The 15,159-nt window shown below is 69.5% G+C and carries 14 protein-coding genes; 9 read left to right on the top strand and 5 right to left on the bottom strand.

Annotated elements, in window-relative coordinates; all coding sequences use genetic code 11:
* Nucleotides 1–112: 112 nt before the first annotated feature.
* From pdxH to DIE22_RS08800, 3 genes are all read left to right on the top strand, one after another.
* Nucleotides 113–757, top strand: a complete 645-nt coding sequence (pdxH, locus tag DIE22_RS08790) for a pyridoxamine 5'-phosphate oxidase (RefSeq protein ID WP_124499787.1) — start codon at nucleotides 113–115, stop codon at nucleotides 755–757.
* Nucleotides 758–887: 130 nt separating this feature from the next.
* Nucleotides 888–2,108, top strand: a complete 1,221-nt coding sequence (locus tag DIE22_RS08795) for an SAM-dependent methyltransferase (protein ID WP_124499786.1) — start codon at nucleotides 888–890, stop codon at nucleotides 2,106–2,108.
* Nucleotides 2,109–2,131: 23 nt separating this feature from the next.
* On the top strand, nucleotides 2,132–3,454 hold the full coding sequence (locus DIE22_RS08800; RefSeq protein ID WP_124499785.1) for a DUF72 domain-containing protein: 1,323 nt from the start codon (nucleotides 2,132–2,134) through the stop codon (nucleotides 3,452–3,454).
* A gap of 54 nt (nucleotides 3,455–3,508) precedes the next feature.
* Here DIE22_RS08800 and msrA read toward each other — a convergent pair whose 3' ends face one another.
* On the bottom strand, nucleotides 3,509–4,069 hold the full coding sequence (gene msrA, locus DIE22_RS08805; protein WP_124499784.1) for a peptide-methionine (S)-S-oxide reductase MsrA: 561 nt from the start codon (nucleotides 4,067–4,069) through the stop codon (nucleotides 3,509–3,511).
* A gap of 563 nt (nucleotides 4,070–4,632) precedes the next feature.
* Here msrA and DIE22_RS08810 point away from each other — a divergent pair.
* The 3 genes from DIE22_RS08810 (at nucleotide 4,633) to DIE22_RS08820 (ending at nucleotide 7,484) form a co-directional block, all read left to right on the top strand.
* Nucleotides 4,633–6,039, top strand: coding sequence for a selenium-binding protein SBP56-related protein (locus DIE22_RS08810; protein ID WP_124499783.1), 1,407 nt, complete (start codon nucleotides 4,633–4,635; stop codon nucleotides 6,037–6,039).
* On the top strand, nucleotides 6,036–6,701 hold the full coding sequence (locus DIE22_RS08815; RefSeq protein ID WP_124604888.1) for a hypothetical protein: 666 nt from the start codon (nucleotides 6,036–6,038) through the stop codon (nucleotides 6,699–6,701). Before DIE22_RS08810 ends, DIE22_RS08815 begins: the two co-directional genes overlap by 4 nt.
* A gap of 273 nt (nucleotides 6,702–6,974) precedes the next feature.
* A complete protein-coding gene (locus tag DIE22_RS08820; RefSeq protein ID WP_124499781.1) occupies nucleotides 6,975–7,484 on the top strand; it encodes a flavin reductase family protein in 510 nt (169 codons plus the stop codon).
* Here DIE22_RS08820 and DIE22_RS08825 read toward each other — a convergent pair.
* Nucleotides 7,471–7,971, bottom strand: a complete 501-nt coding sequence (locus tag DIE22_RS08825) for an Lrp/AsnC family transcriptional regulator (protein WP_006477992.1) — start codon at nucleotides 7,969–7,971, stop codon at nucleotides 7,471–7,473. The genes DIE22_RS08820 and DIE22_RS08825 overlap by 14 nt on opposite strands.
* A 130-nt stretch (nucleotides 7,972–8,101) precedes the next feature.
* On the opposite strand from DIE22_RS08825, the gene kynB reads away from it, so the two are divergent.
* The 3 genes from kynB (at nucleotide 8,102) to kynA (ending at nucleotide 11,028) form a co-directional block, all read left to right on the top strand.
* Entirely contained in the window at nucleotides 8,102–8,743 is a 642-nt protein-coding gene (kynB, locus tag DIE22_RS08830) for an arylformamidase (protein WP_124604889.1), read from the top strand.
* Between the two features lie 25 nt (nucleotides 8,744–8,768).
* Complete coding sequence (kynU, locus tag DIE22_RS08835) at nucleotides 8,769–10,022, top strand: kynureninase (RefSeq protein ID WP_409364645.1); 1,254 nt, start codon at nucleotides 8,769–8,771, stop codon at nucleotides 10,020–10,022.
* A 79-nt stretch (nucleotides 10,023–10,101) separates the two neighbouring features.
* Nucleotides 10,102–11,028, top strand: a complete 927-nt coding sequence (kynA, locus tag DIE22_RS08840; protein WP_124604970.1) for a tryptophan 2,3-dioxygenase — start codon at nucleotides 10,102–10,104, stop codon at nucleotides 11,026–11,028.
* A gap of 33 nt (nucleotides 11,029–11,061) precedes the next feature.
* Here the strand turns inward: kynA and DIE22_RS08845 are convergent, their stop codons facing one another.
* The 3 genes from DIE22_RS08845 to DIE22_RS08855 form a co-directional block, all read right to left on the bottom strand.
* Nucleotides 11,062–12,459 (bottom strand): MFS transporter, encoded by a 1,398-nt coding sequence (locus tag DIE22_RS08845; RefSeq protein ID WP_124604890.1) that lies wholly within the window; start codon nucleotides 12,457–12,459, stop codon nucleotides 11,062–11,064.
* Between the two features lie 265 nt (nucleotides 12,460–12,724).
* Complete coding sequence (locus tag DIE22_RS08850; RefSeq protein WP_124604891.1) at nucleotides 12,725–13,669, bottom strand: ketopantoate reductase family protein; 945 nt, start codon at nucleotides 13,667–13,669, stop codon at nucleotides 12,725–12,727.
* A gap of 13 nt (nucleotides 13,670–13,682) precedes the next feature.
* Entirely contained in the window at nucleotides 13,683–15,134 is a 1,452-nt protein-coding gene (locus tag DIE22_RS08855; RefSeq protein WP_124604892.1) for an aldehyde dehydrogenase family protein, read from the bottom strand.
* Nucleotides 15,135–15,159 lie beyond the last annotated feature (25 nt).

Raw genomic sequence — 15,159 nt, forward strand, 5'->3', positions numbered from 1 at the left:
TAAGTCGAGCAGCCCTCTATTTTGCCTGAACTCCCCGTCGACACGCGCCACTGTGCACGCACGATTCTCGCGCGTTCGCTATACTGGCCCCAGATTGAAGCGTTTGCATAACATGACGACTCTCGCCGATCTCCGCATCAATTATTCGCGTGCTTCGCTCGACGAAGCAGACGCCGCCCCCGACCCCTTCGCCCAGTTCGATCGCTGGTTCAAGGAGGCGCTCGCCGCCAAGCTCCCCGAGCCCAACACGATGACGCTCGCCACCGTCGGCGATAACGGCCGGCCGTCGGCCCGAATCGTGCTCATCAAGGCCGTCGACGAACGCGGGTTCGTCTTCTTTACCAATTACGAAAGCCGCAAGGGCCGCGATCTCGCCGCCCATCCGCACGCGGCGCTGCTGTTCTACTGGATCGAGCTCGAGCGCCAGGTGCGCATCGAAGGCCGGATCGAGAAAACCAGCGCCGACGAAAGCGACCGCTATTTCGCGTCGCGCCCGCTCGGCTCGCGCATCGGTGCGTGGGCGTCCGAGCAGAGCGCCGTGATCGACAGCCGCGCGACGCTCGAAGCGCGCGAGAAGGCCGTGGCCGAACGCTACGGCGAGAACCCGCCGCGCCCGCCGCAGTGGGGCGGCTATCGCGTCGTGCCCGACGCGATCGAGTTCTGGCAAGGCCGCCCGTCGCGACTGCACGACCGCCTGCTCTATACGCGCGACGCCGCGGCGGCGGCCGGCTGGACGATCTCGCGCCTGTCGCCGTAAGCGCCGCTGCCGCGGTGCCGGCGCACGCCGGTCGTGTCTCGTGTTGCATCCGGGCGCCCGCCTCGCGAGAGGCGGGCGCCGGTCAAGATACTTGGCTGTATTCGATTCAACGAACAAACGGAGAATCCAAATGTTCTGGGAAAAGAAGCTGGCACAGTGGGCGGACGAAGTACGGGCAAAAGCGAACATACCGGCGCGCCTCGTGCTGTGGAACGGCGATCAACTCGATTTCGGCACCTTCAGCGCGCCGCAGGTCACGTTGAAGGTCAACAGCGCGTCCGCGTTGCCGCTCCTGCTCGAACCGAGCCTCGACAATCTCGGCGAGGCGTACGTGAAGGGCAAGATCGACATCGAGGGCCGGCTGTCGGACATCATCAACATCAGCTATTCGCTCGCGCGCAGCACGGTCACCAGCGCGAGCAAGCTCGCGCGCGTGAGGCGCTACTTCAATCACACGAAGAGCACCGACAAGAAGGCGATCCAGTATCACTACGACGTCTCGAACGCGTTCTACCAGCTCTGGCTCGACGAGAACATGGTGTACTCGTGCGCGTACTTCGAGAACGGCGACGAGGATCTCGCGACCGCGCAGATCAAGAAGATCGACCACATCCTGACCAAGATCCAGCTTCAGCCCGGCCAGCGCCTGCTCGACATCGGCTGCGGCTGGGGCGCGCTCGTGCTGCGCGCCGCGCAGAAGTTCGGCGCGCAGTGTCTGGGCGTGACGCTGTCGCAGAACCAGTTCGACCTCGCGACCGCGCGCGTGAAGGCCGCCGGGCTCGAGGACAAGATCGAGATCCGCCTGCAGGACTACCGCGAGATCGAGGGCCAGTTCGACCGCATCACGAGCGTCGGGATGTTCGAGCACGTCGGCCGCAAGAACCTGCCGCTCTATTTCTCGCGCGTACGTGAGCTGCTGACCGACGACGGCGTCGCGATGAACCACGGGATCACGTCGACCGACGCGGAAAGCGGCGAGACGGCGCTCGGCGGCGGCGAATTCATCGACCGCTACGTGTTCCCGGACGGCGAGCTGCCGCACATCAGTCTCGCACTCGAAGCGGCGCAGCGCGGCGGGCTCGAGGCGATTGACGTCGAAAGCCTGCGGCGGCACTATGCGCGCACGCTCGAGATCTGGACCGAGAACTTCGAGGCGAAGGCGGATGAGGCGCGCGCGCTCGTCGACGACGAAAAATTCCGCATCTGGCGCGTGTACCTCGCCGGTTGCGCGTATGCGTTCGAGCACGACGACGTGTCGATCTTCCAGATCGTGTGCCGCAAGGCCGGTCACAGCGCGAAAACGCTGCCGTGGTCGCGGCGCTACATGTACGAAAACCCGCTGCCGCGCTAGGCGGCACTTCAAGCTGGGCAGGCATGGGTGACGGCAGGACGCGGCGCGACACACCGCCGCAACGACAGCAGCGCGACGAACCGGACGGGTCGCACGCCGACGGGCAGTTCGACCTGTTCGGCGCGTCGCCCGACGACGCGCGCGCGGCTGCGCCGGCGGAAGACGACAACCCTGCAGGCGCTGGCGACCGCGTGACGCCGGACGAGCGCGACGCCGCGCAACCTGCAAAGCCGCCTGCGCGCGCCGCCAGCCGTGCATCACCCCGCCCTTCCGCCGATCAGGATCCGGAACCGCCCCCCGCCTCCGGCCTGCTGTGGGACGAGCCGTCCCCGCCGGCCGCGCCGCCGAAGAAGGGCCGTCGCCGGCGCGGCGTGCCGCCCGCCCCGGTTTCCGCCGACGTCGCCGAAGCGGCGGCCGCGCTGCCGCCGAATGTGCGGCTCGGCACGTCGTCGTGGTATTTCCCCGGCTGGGACGGCATCGTCTACGACGGCGATTTCGCGCAGACGAAGCTGTCGCGCGAGGGGCTCGAGGCGTACGGCGCGCATCCGCTGCTGAAGAGCGTGAGCCTCGACCGGTCGTTCTACGGCCCGCTGTCGGTGGCCGACTACCTGCGCTATGCGCAACAGGTGCCGGACGACTTCCGCTTCGTCGTGAAGGCGCCGGCGTCCGTCACCGACGCGGTCGTGCGCGGCCGGCGCGGCGAGCCGTCGGGCCCGAACCCGACCTTCCTCGACGCGCCGCTCGCCACCCGGGAATTCGTGGAGCCGTGCCTCGAAGGGCTCGGCAGGAAGGCCGGCGTGCTGGTGTTCCAGTTTTCGCCGATGCCCGATCAACTGCTCGCCGAACCGGCGGCGCTGATCGACCGGCTGTCGGCGTTCTTCGCGGCGCTGCCGCCGCTGCCGCCGGACGCCGACGGCACGCGCTACGCGATCGAGATCCGCGACGCGAGCCTGCTCACGCCGCGCTTCATCCGCTCGCTCGCGGCGCTCGGCGTGCGCTACTGCGTCGGCCTGCACGCGCGGATGCCCGACCCGCTGCGCCAGGCGGCCGCGCTCGCGCTGCTCGACGGCGACGCGCCGGGCCCGCTGATCGTGCGCTGGAGCCTGCACGGCGGGTTCAAGTACGAACAGGCGAAAGCGAAGTACGAGCCGTTCGACAAGCTCGTCGACGAGGATCCGGCCACACGCTCGGCGCTCGCCGAGCTGGCCGCGCGCTACACGCTGGCCGGACAGCCGGTGATCATCACGATCAACAACAAGGCGGAAGGCTCCGCACCGCTGTCGTGCCTCGCGCTCGCGCGCGAGATCGCCGCCGCGTGCGCGCACTGGCGCAGCGAGGCGGCGTAGGGGTCGCGGCGCGGGCGCCCGCGCCCCCAAATGACACGCGGGCTTGCCGGCCGATTACGCGCCGCGCAGCGACTTCAGCCGGTGCGAGAACTTCTGGCGGAATTTCGCGAGCTTCGGCCCGATCACGACCGAGCAGTAGCCCTGCCCCGGATTGCGCGCGTAATAGTTCTGGTGATAGTCCTCGGCCGGCCAGTAGTTGTCGTCGAGCGGCACGACCTGCGTGACGATCGGCTGCCCGAACATCTGCTCGCGCTCCAGTTCGCGGATCACCTCCAGCGCGATGTCGCGCTGCGCGTCCGAATGCGTGAACACGACCGACCGGTATTGCGTGCCGACGTCGTTGCCCTGCCGGTTCAGCTGGGTCGGATCGTGCGTCGCGAAGAAGATCTCGAGGATCTCGCGATAACCGATGCGCGCCGGATCGAACGTCACGTTCACGACCTCCGCGTGACCGGTGTCGCCGTCGCAGACGTCGCGATAGCCGGGATTGCGCGTATGGCCGCCCGCATAGCCCGACTGGACGGCCGTCACGCCGTCGACGTCGAGAAACACGGCCTCCGTGCACCAGAAGCACCCGCCGCCCACGGTCGCGGTTTCAAGCATCTCGTTCACCATGAAATCATCACCTCGTTGATGACGGCGGCCGGCACGCAGGCACGCGCCGGCGCCGCCGGTCCGTATCGCCGCTGCCCGGTTGACCGGCGCGAAGCGGCACGCGTTCAAGTATCTCACTCGCGCGCGAATCAGGCAGAAACGCGTGCGTGCCGCGTACCACCAGCCGCGCGTTTCTCGACTACACTTAGGCACGCCTCGCCGCGACGGCACACCGTCCGGCTGCACGCAGCGTCCGATGCATGCCCGCCCTGATGCCACCATCATCCGCCGGAACATCGATATGCACGCCCCAGCAGATTCCGTCCGCATCGCGAACCCGGCCGCCGGCGTCCCTCGCGCGGTCGCTTCCATCGCACCATTGCGTCGCCGTGCGCGCGTTGCGCCGCATGCGCGACGATCCGGTGCACCGCGTTTCCCCGCTGTCCCGATCTGATGCATGCACCGCACCGCGCGTCCCGCAACGCGTGCGGCCGCCGGCGCATTCGCATCACGCAACTGTTCGACCCGCACGCACGCGAACGGCCGTGCGCCCGTGATCCGATACAACCGAGAGAGGCACTACGATGAGCATGCGGCCTGACCCGACATTTCACGCTTCGCCGGAACTCGCGATGCAGGCGCCGGCGGAGGAATTCGCCTATACCTTGTTGCTGAGCCCCGATTTTTCCAGACCCGACGCGCTCGCCGTGATCGACGTGAAGCCCGGCTCGGCGACCTACGGCAGGATCGTGCACACGGTGACGATGCCGAACACCGGCGACGAATTCCACCACTTCGGCTGGAATGCGTGTTCGTCGTCGCTGTCGCCGCTGACCGGCCACGCGTTTCTCGAGCGCCGCTTCCTGATCATCCCCGGCCTGCGCTCGTCGCGCATCTACGTGATCGACACGAAGCCGCACCCGACGCAGGCACGCATCCACAAGATCATCGAGCCCGACGAGATCTTCGCGAAGACCGGCTATTCGCGGCCGCACACGGTCCACTGCGGCCCCGAGGGCATCTACGTGAGCACGCTCGGCGGTGCAGGCAAGGACGGCACCGACGGCGCGCCCGGCATCTTCATCATGGACTGCGAGACCTTCGACGTGCTCGGCCGCTGGGAAATCGACCGCGGCCCGCAGGACAAGCATTACGACTTCTGGTGGAACCTGCCGCGCGACTACATGGTGTCGAGCGAATGGGCGCTGCCGCCGCAATTCGAGAACGGCATCGTGCCGGAAGACCTGCTCGCGAACCGCTACGGCCACCGGCTGCATTTCTGGGACCTGCGCGCGCGGCGCAACGTGCAGACGATCGATCTCGGCGCGCACCACCAGATGGCGCTCGAGGTGCGGCCCGCGCACGATCCGGTGCGCGAATACGGGTTCGTCGGCGTCGTGGTCGACACGACCAATCTCGAAGGGTCGATCTGGACCTGGTGGCGCGAGGACGGCCAGTTCCATGTGAAGAAGACAGCGACGATTCCGCCCGAGCCGGCCGCGGCCGACGAACTGCCGCCGCTGCTCAAGGGATTCGGCGCGGTGCCGCCGCTCGTGACCGACATCGACCTGTCGCTCGACGACCGTTTCCTGTACGTGTCGTGCTGGGGCACGGGCGAGATGCGCCAGTACGACGTATCGGATCCGCATCACCCGGTGCTCGCGGGGTCGGTACGCATCGGCGGGATCGTGCGCCGCGCGCCGCACACGAACGGCCGCGCGTTCGCGGGCGGCCCGCAGATGGTCGAGATCAGCCGCGACGGCCGGCGCGTGTACTGGACCAACTCGCTCTACTCGACGTGGGACGACCAGTTCTATCCGGACGGCGTGCCGGCCGCGCAGGTGCTCGCGCATGCGGGGCCGGACGGCGGGCTGACGCTCGCCGACGACTACTGGGTCGACTTCCCCGACGGCTATCGCGCGCACCAGATCCGGCTCGAGGGCGGCGACTGCTCGACCGACTCGTTCTGCTATCCGTCGGTCAAGCGTTGAGCACCGGCCTCCCCGCGTCGCTCGCGTTGTGGGCGGCCGTGCTCGCGAGCGGCGTCTATCATGGGCTCAACCCGGCGATGGGCTGGCCGCTCGCGGTGTCGAACGCGCTGATGACGCGCCGCGCAGGCGCGCTCGTCGCGGCGCTCGGCTATCTCGCGCTCGGCCACGCGCTCGCGGTATTCACGGTGATGCTGCCGTTCGGGCTGCTTGCCGCGTTGCTCGCGTGGCAGTCGGCGATCCGGATCGGCGCGAGCGCGCTCGTGATCGGCTTCGGCGCCGCGTTGCTGATCCGTCGGCGCCATCCGCGCGCGCTCGCGCGGATTCCGCCCGCGCGGCTCGGGCTCTGGTCGTTCGCGGTCGCGCTCGCGCACGGCGCGGGGCTGATGCTGGTGCCGATTTATCTGGGACTCTGCGGGCTCGACGGGGACGCCGGCCATCGCGCGGCGGCCACGCTCGTCGACGCGCATCTCGGGATGGCGCTCGTCGTCGCGGCCGTGCACGCGGCCGCGATGATCGGCGCGGGCGGCGTGCTGGCGTGGCTCGTGTACCGCTATCTCGGGTTGAAGTTCGTTGCACGGAGCTGGTTCAACCTCGATGCGGTGTGGGCGTCGAGCCTGATCCTGACGGGTGCGCTGTCGCTCGGGCTGGCGACGACGCGGTAGCACCCGGCGCGCGGCGCGGCCGCGATGGCGCGCAACAAAACGCGATCGAACGGCCGTTCCGCAGCGATGGCGGCGCCGCGCGACAGTGTTCGCTACCTCACGCTCGCGCCGCAATGCGCCGTCCGCACGGGCTTGCCGGTCACGATTCCGCTAAAATCGGGCCATGCGCACCACTTTCCAACCGACCGCCCCGGCCTTGCCGCCTTTCGTCCGCCGCGCCCGTTGCATCCGCCGCGCGCCGCGCCTGTCCGTTTCGTTCCGGATGGCCGCCCGATGAAGCATGCCAACCCGCCGGATTTCGATTCGGCCGCCTTCCGCCAGGCGCTCGGCCAGTTCGCGACCGGCGTCACCGTCATCACGACGCGCGCGCCGTCCGGGCAGCTGATCGGCATCACCGCGAGCTCGTTCAACTCGGTGTCGCTCGATCCGCCGCTCGTGCTGTGGAGCCTCGCGCACAAATCGGCGTCGACGCCGGTGTTCCGCAGCAACAGCCATTACGTGGTGAACGTGCTCGCGGCATCGCAGCTCGACCTGTGCAAGCGCTTCTCGACCTACAAGGGCGACCGCTTCGAAGGCATCGCGCATGCGGCCGGCAACTCGGGCATGCCGGTGCTCGACGGTGCGCTGGCGTGGTTCGAATGCCACAACCGCAGCCGCTACGACGAAGGCGACCACGTGATCTTCGTCGGCGAAGTGGAACGCTGCGGCGTGCGAGACGTGTCGGACGCCGCGCCGCCGCTCGTGTTCCACGGCGGCGGCTTCCACGGCCTCACACCGCTTTGATCGCCCCGGTGCGCGCCAGTCCGACCGGCGCGCCCGCTTCGTCCTTCAGCGTCTGCAGCACGATGTTCGAACGGATGTCCATCACGCCCGGCGCCTTGTAGAGCCGGTTCAGCACGAAATCCGAATAGTGCTTGAGGTTGTGTGCGAGCACGCGCAGCAGGTAGTGGCTCTCGCCCGTCACGACGAACGCGCCGACCACCTCCGGCCATTCGCGCAGCGCTTCCGCGAAACGCTCGTGCCATTGATTCTCTTCGTTGCGCATCGACACCTGCACGAACGCCTCGAGCTCGAAGCCGAGCTTCTCGCGGCTCAGGCACGCGCGATAGTGCTCGATCACGCCCTGCTCTTCGAGCAGGCGCATCCGGCGCAGGCAGGCCGACGGCGAAAGCGAGATGCGTTCGGCCAGGTCGAGATTGCTGATTCTGCCCTCCTCCTGCAGTACCGCCAGAATCCGGCAGTCGGTGGCATCGAGCGTGATCGCATGCATTTTTGGTCCCCGTTTTCCCTCTGATTCGAATTATCTGCCAATCGGGCGGATTGTCCATGTTTATTTCGCAAGCACTTTCTGCGAGCGTCCACCTATCATTCGAAGCATCGATTCACCGATTCGTCATGCCATGGACACACTCTGGGACATCTCGCCGCCGGTCAGCCCCGCCACCCCCGTGTGGCCGGGCGATACGCCGGTTTCCGTCGAACGCGTATGGCGGATGGAGGCCGGCTCGCCGGTCAACGTCGCGCGCCTGACGCTGTCGCCGCACACCGGCGCGCACTGCGATGCGCCGCTCCACTACGACGCCGACGGCGCGCCGATCGGCGCGGTGCCGCTCGACACCTATCTCGGCCCGTGCCGCGTGATCCACTGCATCGGCGCATCGCCGGTCGTGCGCCCGGCCGACCTCGAGGCCGCGCTCGACGGCGTGCCGCCGCGCGTGCTGCTGCGCACCTATGCGCGCGCCAGCGTCGAGCAATGGGACAGCGGCTTCTGCGCGGTCGCGCCCGAGACCGTCGACCTGCTCGCCGCGCGCGGCGTCAAGCTGATCGGCATCGACACGCCGTCGCTCGACCCGCAGGAATCGAAGACCATGGATGCGCATCATCGCGTGCGCGCGCACCGGATGGCGATCCTCGAAGGGATCGTGCTCGACGACGTGCCGCCCGGCGACTACGAGCTGATCGCACTGCCGCTGAAGTTCGCGACGCTCGACGCGAGCCCCGTGCGTGCGGTGCTGCGCGCGCTGCCCGGCCGATCCTCCTGATTAACCGAACCACTGACCCGACATCATGATCAAGACCCGTGAAGACGCGCTCGCCCTCGATCGCGACGACCCGCTCGCCGCACTGCGCGACCAGTTCGCGCTGCCCGGCGGCGTGATCTACCTCGACGGCAACTCGCTCGGCGCGCAACCGCGCGCATCGGCCGCCCGCGCGCAACAGGTGATCGGCGCCGAATGGGGCGAAGGCCTGATCCGCAGCTGGAACACCGCCGGCTGGTTCGCGCTGCCGCGCCGCCTCGGCGACAAGCTCGCGACGCTGATCGGCGGCGCGCCCGGCGAGACCGTCGTGACCGACACCATCTCGATCAACCTGTTCAAGCTGCTGTCGGCGATGCTGCGCCACCAGGCCGGGCGCGCACCGCAGCGCCGCGTGATCGTGTCGGAGCGCTCGAACTTCCCGACCGACCTGTACATCGCGCAAGGGCTGATCGAGCAGCTCGGCGGCGGCTACGAGCTGCGCCTGATCGACGATCCGGCGGACCTGCCGGGCGCGCTCGGCGCGGACACGGCCGTCGCGATGATCACGCACGTGAACTACCGCACCGGCTACATGCACGACATGCCGGCCGTCACGCAGCTCGTGCACGACGCGGGCGCGCTGATGCTGTGGGATCTCGCGCATTCGGCCGGCGCGGTGCCGGTCGACCTGAACGGCGCGCATGCGGACGGCGCGGTCGGCTGCACGTACAAGTACCTGAACGGCGGCCCCGGTTCGCCGGCGTTCGTGTGGGTGCCGCACCGCCATCACGCGCATTTCTCGCAGCCGCTGTCGGGCTGGTGGGGCCACCGCGCACCGTTCGCGATGCAGCCGGGCTTCGCGCCCGATCCGGGCATCGCGCGCTTCCTGTGCGGCACGCAGCCGATCGTGTCGATGTCGATGGTCGAATGCGGGCTCGACGTGTTCCTGCAGACCGACATGCACGCGATCCGCCGCAAGTCGCTCGCGCTCACCGACGCGTTCATCGCGCTCGTCGAAGCGCGCTGCGCGGGCCTGTCGCTGAAGCTCGTCACGCCGCGCGCGCATCACCAGCGCGGCTCGCAGGCGAGCTTCGAGCATCCGCACGGCTACGAGGTGATGCAGGCGCTGATCGCGCGCGGCGTGATCGGCGACTACCGCGAGCCGTACGTGCTGCGCTTCGGCTTCACGCCGCTCTATACGCGTTTCGCCGACGTGTGGGATGCCGTCGAGACGCTGCGCGACATCCTCGCCACCGATGCGTGGAAGGCCCCCGAGTTCGCCGAGCGCGGCGCGGTGACCTGATCGGCATCGCCCGGCGCGCGCAGGCCGCGCGCCGCGCCCCCGTCATTCAAATCTGGAGAGAGTCGTGAATTCTGGTCATATGCAGCCACCCGGCGACGATGCGCCGGCGGGCTGCCCGTTCTCGGGCGCACGCGCGGGCCACCCCGCTCATGAAGCGCCGCACGTGCCGGGCGATGCCCCCGCGCAAGCCGGCTGGCACGACGCGCAGCTCGATTTCTCGAAGTCGATGAGCTACGGCGACTACCTGTCGCTGAACGCGATCCTCGACGCGCAGCATCCGCTGTCGCCCGATCACAACGAGATGCTGTTCATCATCCAGCATCAGACGAGCGAGCTGTGGATGAAGCTCGCCCTCTTCGAGCTGCGCGGCGCGCTCGACGCGGTGCGCGGCGACGCGCTGCCGCCCGCGTTCAAGATGCTCGCGCGTGTGTCGCGGATCCTCGAGCAGCTCGTGCAGGCGTGGAGCGTGCTGTCGACGATGACGCCGTCCGAGTATTCGGCGATGCGGCCGTATCTCGGCCAGTCGTCGGGCTTCCAGTCGTACCAGTACCGGCAGCTCGAATTCCTGCTCGGCAACAAGAACGTGCAGATGCTGCAGCCGCATGCCCACCGGCCCGACATCCTCGAGCAGGTGCGCGCGACGCTCGAGGCGCCGTCGTTCTACGACGAGGTCGTGCGCCTGCTCGCGCGGCGCGGCTTCCCGATCGCGCCCGAACGGCTCGAGCGCGACTGGACGCAGCCGATGCGTCACGACGAAACCGTCGAGGCCGCGTGGCTCGAGGTCTATCGTCACCCGCAGCAACACTGGGAGCTCTACGAGATGGCGGAGGAACTCGTCGATCTCGAGGATGCATTCCGCCAGTGGCGCTTCCGTCACGTGACGACCGTCGAGCGCATCATCGGCTTCAAGCAGGGCACGGGCGGCACGAGCGGCGCGCCGTACCTGCGCAAGATGCTCGACGTCGTGCTGTTCCCCGAGCTCTGGCACGTGCGCACCACGCTGTAACGCACGTCAGCCGCGCACGTCATGCGCCCGCCGTCACGACGACGTGCGGGCCAGTTCCTCCCCTTCGCGCGGCTGCACTGTCGCGCGCGACAGTCGCGGGATATGCCGTCGCACGACGAGCAGCGCGACGCAGACTACCCCCATCGCGATCGCCAGCATCGTCAGGTAGGCCGCGGCGCCCCCCGTGGTGATCACGATCGCGCCCGCGAACGCGCTGAGGATCGCGCCGAGCCGGCCGAACGCGAGCGCGCTCGCGGTGCCGGTTGCCCGCACCGCCGTCGGGTAGATGTACGCGCAGAGCGCATACATCGTCGACTGCACCGCGTTGACGAACAGCCCGTGCAGGCCGAGCCCGACGATCAGCCAGCCCGTATGGCGGCTTGCATCCACGCCCATCAGCCACACCGCGCTCACGGCGCCGCCGATGCTGCACAGCGCGAGCGGCCAGCGCGAACCGGCATGCGCGATCGCCCATGCGCACAGCAGCGCGCCGATCACGCCGCCGAGGTTGTACGCGGTAAGTCCCGAGCCCGCGACCGACACGCTCAGCCCGCTCGCGGCCAGCATCGTCGGCAGCCAGCTGAATGCCGCATACACCGCGAGCAGGCACATGAAGAACGCGCACCACAGCGCGATCGTGTCGCGCGCTTGCCCGCCGGCGAACAGCGCACCGAACCCGCCTCGTGCGCCGGGCGCGCGTGCATCGCGCAGATCGGTGAACGCGGTGCCGGGCGCGACGGGCCGCCGCATGCGCGCGAGCAGCGCGCCGAGTTCCGGCCAGCGTGCGGGGCGGCGCGCCAGGTAGCGCGGCGATTCGGGCAGCGCGCGCACCAGCACGAAGCCGAGCACGAGCGGCAGCGCGCCGCCGGCGAAGAACAGCCCGCGCCAGCCGTAGCTCGGCAGCACCTCGTGGGCGAACAGTCCGGCCAGCATCCCGCCGAGCGGCACGCAGACGATCGTCGCCGTCACCATCATCGTGCGGCGCCGCGCGGGCGTGTATTCGGCCGTCATCGTCGTGGCCGTCGGGAGCGCGCCGCCGATCCCGAGCCCCGCGCAGAAGCGCAGCATCGCGATCGTCGCGACATCCGGCGCGAAGCCGATCGCGCAGGTCGCGACGCCGAACAGGAACACGCTGCCGATCACGGCCTGGCGGCGGCCGAAGCGGTCCGCGACCAGCCCCGCGCACGCGCTGCCGATGCCCATCCCGATCAGCCCGGCGGCCACCGCCGGCGCGAACGCGCCGCGCGTGATCCCCCATTCGCGCATCAGCACCGGAATCGCGAAGCCGATCAACTGGCCGTCGAAACCGTCGAGCACGATCGCGAGCGCGGCGAGCAGCACCACGTAACGCTGCATTGTCGTGAACGGCCCGTCGTCGAGCGTCGCGCCGATGTCGACCGGGGGCGGCTGCAATCCGTCGCGCGTGCTCATGCGCGCTCCCGCGCGCCGCGCGTCGGCGGCAAGGTGCGCGAACGGCGCGCGTCCAGACAACGGCATTCGATGACTTTCATGGCGTCTCCTGTTGTCCGGGCTGGCGCGGCGGCGCGTGCCCGGATCTCGTGCTGCGCAGTCGGCCGGCGTCGACGCATCGGCGCCGGCTCCGGTGTCTTGTCCAACCCGTCCCGATCCGGCGCCGTCGCCTGCGCGCGACGCACTCGTATCGTCTTGCGGCGCAAGCCGGCCGCCGGCCTGATGCTCAGTCGATCCGTGCGTCGATCAGCCGGACCAGCGCGAGCAGCGTGTCCGTATGCGGCACCGCGACGCCCGTCTCGCGCGCGGCCGCGACGACCTGGCCGTTGATCGCGTCGATCTCGGTACGGCGACCCGCGAGCACGTCCTGCAGCATCGACGGCCGATGGCCGCGATGCGCGTGGATCGCATGCCCGACGTTGCGCGCGATGCGTTCGCCGTCCACGGCGATGCCTTTCGCACGCGCGACGGCGGCCGTCTCGGCCGCGATCGCGAGCGCGAGCCGCGGGCCGTCCGGAACGCCGCCGAGCTGGTCGACCGTGCAGCCCGTCGCCGCGCACAGCGTGTTGAGCGCCGCGTTGAACGCAACCTTCTCCCAGATCGCGGCCCACACGTCGGCATCGAGCGAACACGCGAGCCCGGCATGCGACAGCGCGTCGGCCACGGCCGCCACGAACGGACGCGTCGCGCCGTCGGCCGTCATCATGCGGATCGTGCCGGCACCGTGCGAACGCACGTGCCCGGCGCCGGCGAAGTCGGCCGGCCACGTCGTGACGCCGACCAGAATGCGCTCGAGCGGCACGAACGCATTCAGCGTCTCGACGTTGCCGAGACCGTTCTGCAGCGTCAGCACGTGCGTATGCGGCGTCAGCAATGCGCGCACGCCTTCGAGCGCCGCACGCGTGTGCAGCGATTTCGTGAAAACGATCAGCAAGTCGAACGGTATGTCGGGCGACGCGCTTGCGGCCGCATTCGCCGCTTCCGGCCGAATGGCCTGCAACGTACGGATGCGGCGCTCACCGCGATCGTCGTCGAGGCGCAGCCCGTCGCGACGGATCGCATCGAGATGCGCGTCGTTCACGTCGATCAGCGTGACGGCCTCGCCGTGCTCGGCCAGCAGCGCACCGAACAGCGAGCCCATCGCGCCCGCACCGAGAATCGCAATCCTCATCGTCGGCGGCCTCTCAGAACGGATAGTGGCGCGGCACGGTCTGCACGGTGATCCAGCGCAGGTCCGTGAACGCGGCGATGCCGGCCTTGCCGCCGAAATGACCGAAGCCGCTGTCCTTCACGCCGCCGAACGGCATCTGCGCCTCGTCGTGCACGGTCGGGCCGTTCACGTGGCAGATGCCCGATTCGATGCGCGCCGCGACGCGCATCGCGCGCGCGACGTCGCGGCTGAACACGGCCGACGACAGCCCGAACGCATTGTCGTTCGCGCAGCGGATCGCGGCCGCCTCGCCGTCGACCCGCACGATGCCCTTCACCGGCCCGAACGATTCCTCCGCGTAGATCCGCATCGCGGGCGTCACGCGATCGAGCAGCGTCGCCGGGAACAGCGTGCTGCCGGACGTGCCGCCGCACAGCAGCGTCGCGCCGTGCGCGAGCGCATCGTCGATCAGCGCGTTGCAGCGCTCGACGGCCTTCATGTCGATCAGCGAGCCGAGCACGACGGGACCGTGGCGCGGGTCGCCCAGCGGCAGCGACGCAGCCTTCGCGGCGAGCTTCGCGGCGAACGCGTCGGCGATCGATGCGTCGACGACGATGCGCTCGGTCGACATGCAGATCTGCCCGGAATTCGCGAACGCGCCGAACGCGGCCGCCGCGACCGCCGCGTCGAGATCCGCATCGTCGAGCACGACGAACGGCGCCTTGCCGCCGAGTTCGAGCACCGACGGTTTCAGATGACGCGCGCACGCTTCGGCGACGATCCGCCCGACGCGCGTCGATCCGGTGAAATTCACGCGACGCACCGCCGGATGCGCGATCAGGGCATCGACGACGGCGCCCGCATCCTCGGGCGCGTTCGTCACGAAGTTGACGACGCCCGGCGGCAGCCCGGCCTCCTGCAGCGCCTCGACGATCAGCCCGTGCGTGACGGGACACAGTTCGGAGCCCTTCAGCACGACCGTGTTGCCGCATGCGAGCGGCAGCGCGAGCGCGCGCGTCGCGAGGATCACCGGCGCGTTCCACGGCGCGATGCCGAGCACGACGCCGGCCGGCTGCCGCACGCCCATCGCGAGCGAACCGGGCACGTCGGACGGGATCAGCTCGCCGCCGACCTGCGTGGTCAGCGACGCGGCCTCGACGAGCCCGCTCGCGGCAAGGTGCACGTTGAAGCCGGCCCACAGCGCCGACGCGCCGGTTTCGGCCGCCATCGCGGCGACGAACTGCTCGTGCTTCGCTTCGAGCGCCGCGGCCGCCTTCAACAGCAGTGCGCGGCGCGCGCCGGGGCCGAGCGCCGCCCACGCTGGAAACGCGCGGGCGGCCGCGTCGGCCGCCGCGCGCGCATCGTCGACCGTGCCCGCGGGCGCGGCCGACGCGGCTTCGCCGTCGAGCGGGTTGCGGCGCACGAAGGTCGCGCCGCTGGACGAATGGCGGCGTTCGCCGCCGATCAGCATCGATACGGTTTGCATGGATTCTCCGGAACGACGCGCCATG

The organism is Burkholderia sp. Bp9142, from assembly GCF_003853415.1.
GTDB lineage: Bacteria > Pseudomonadota > Gammaproteobacteria > Burkholderiales > Burkholderiaceae > Burkholderia.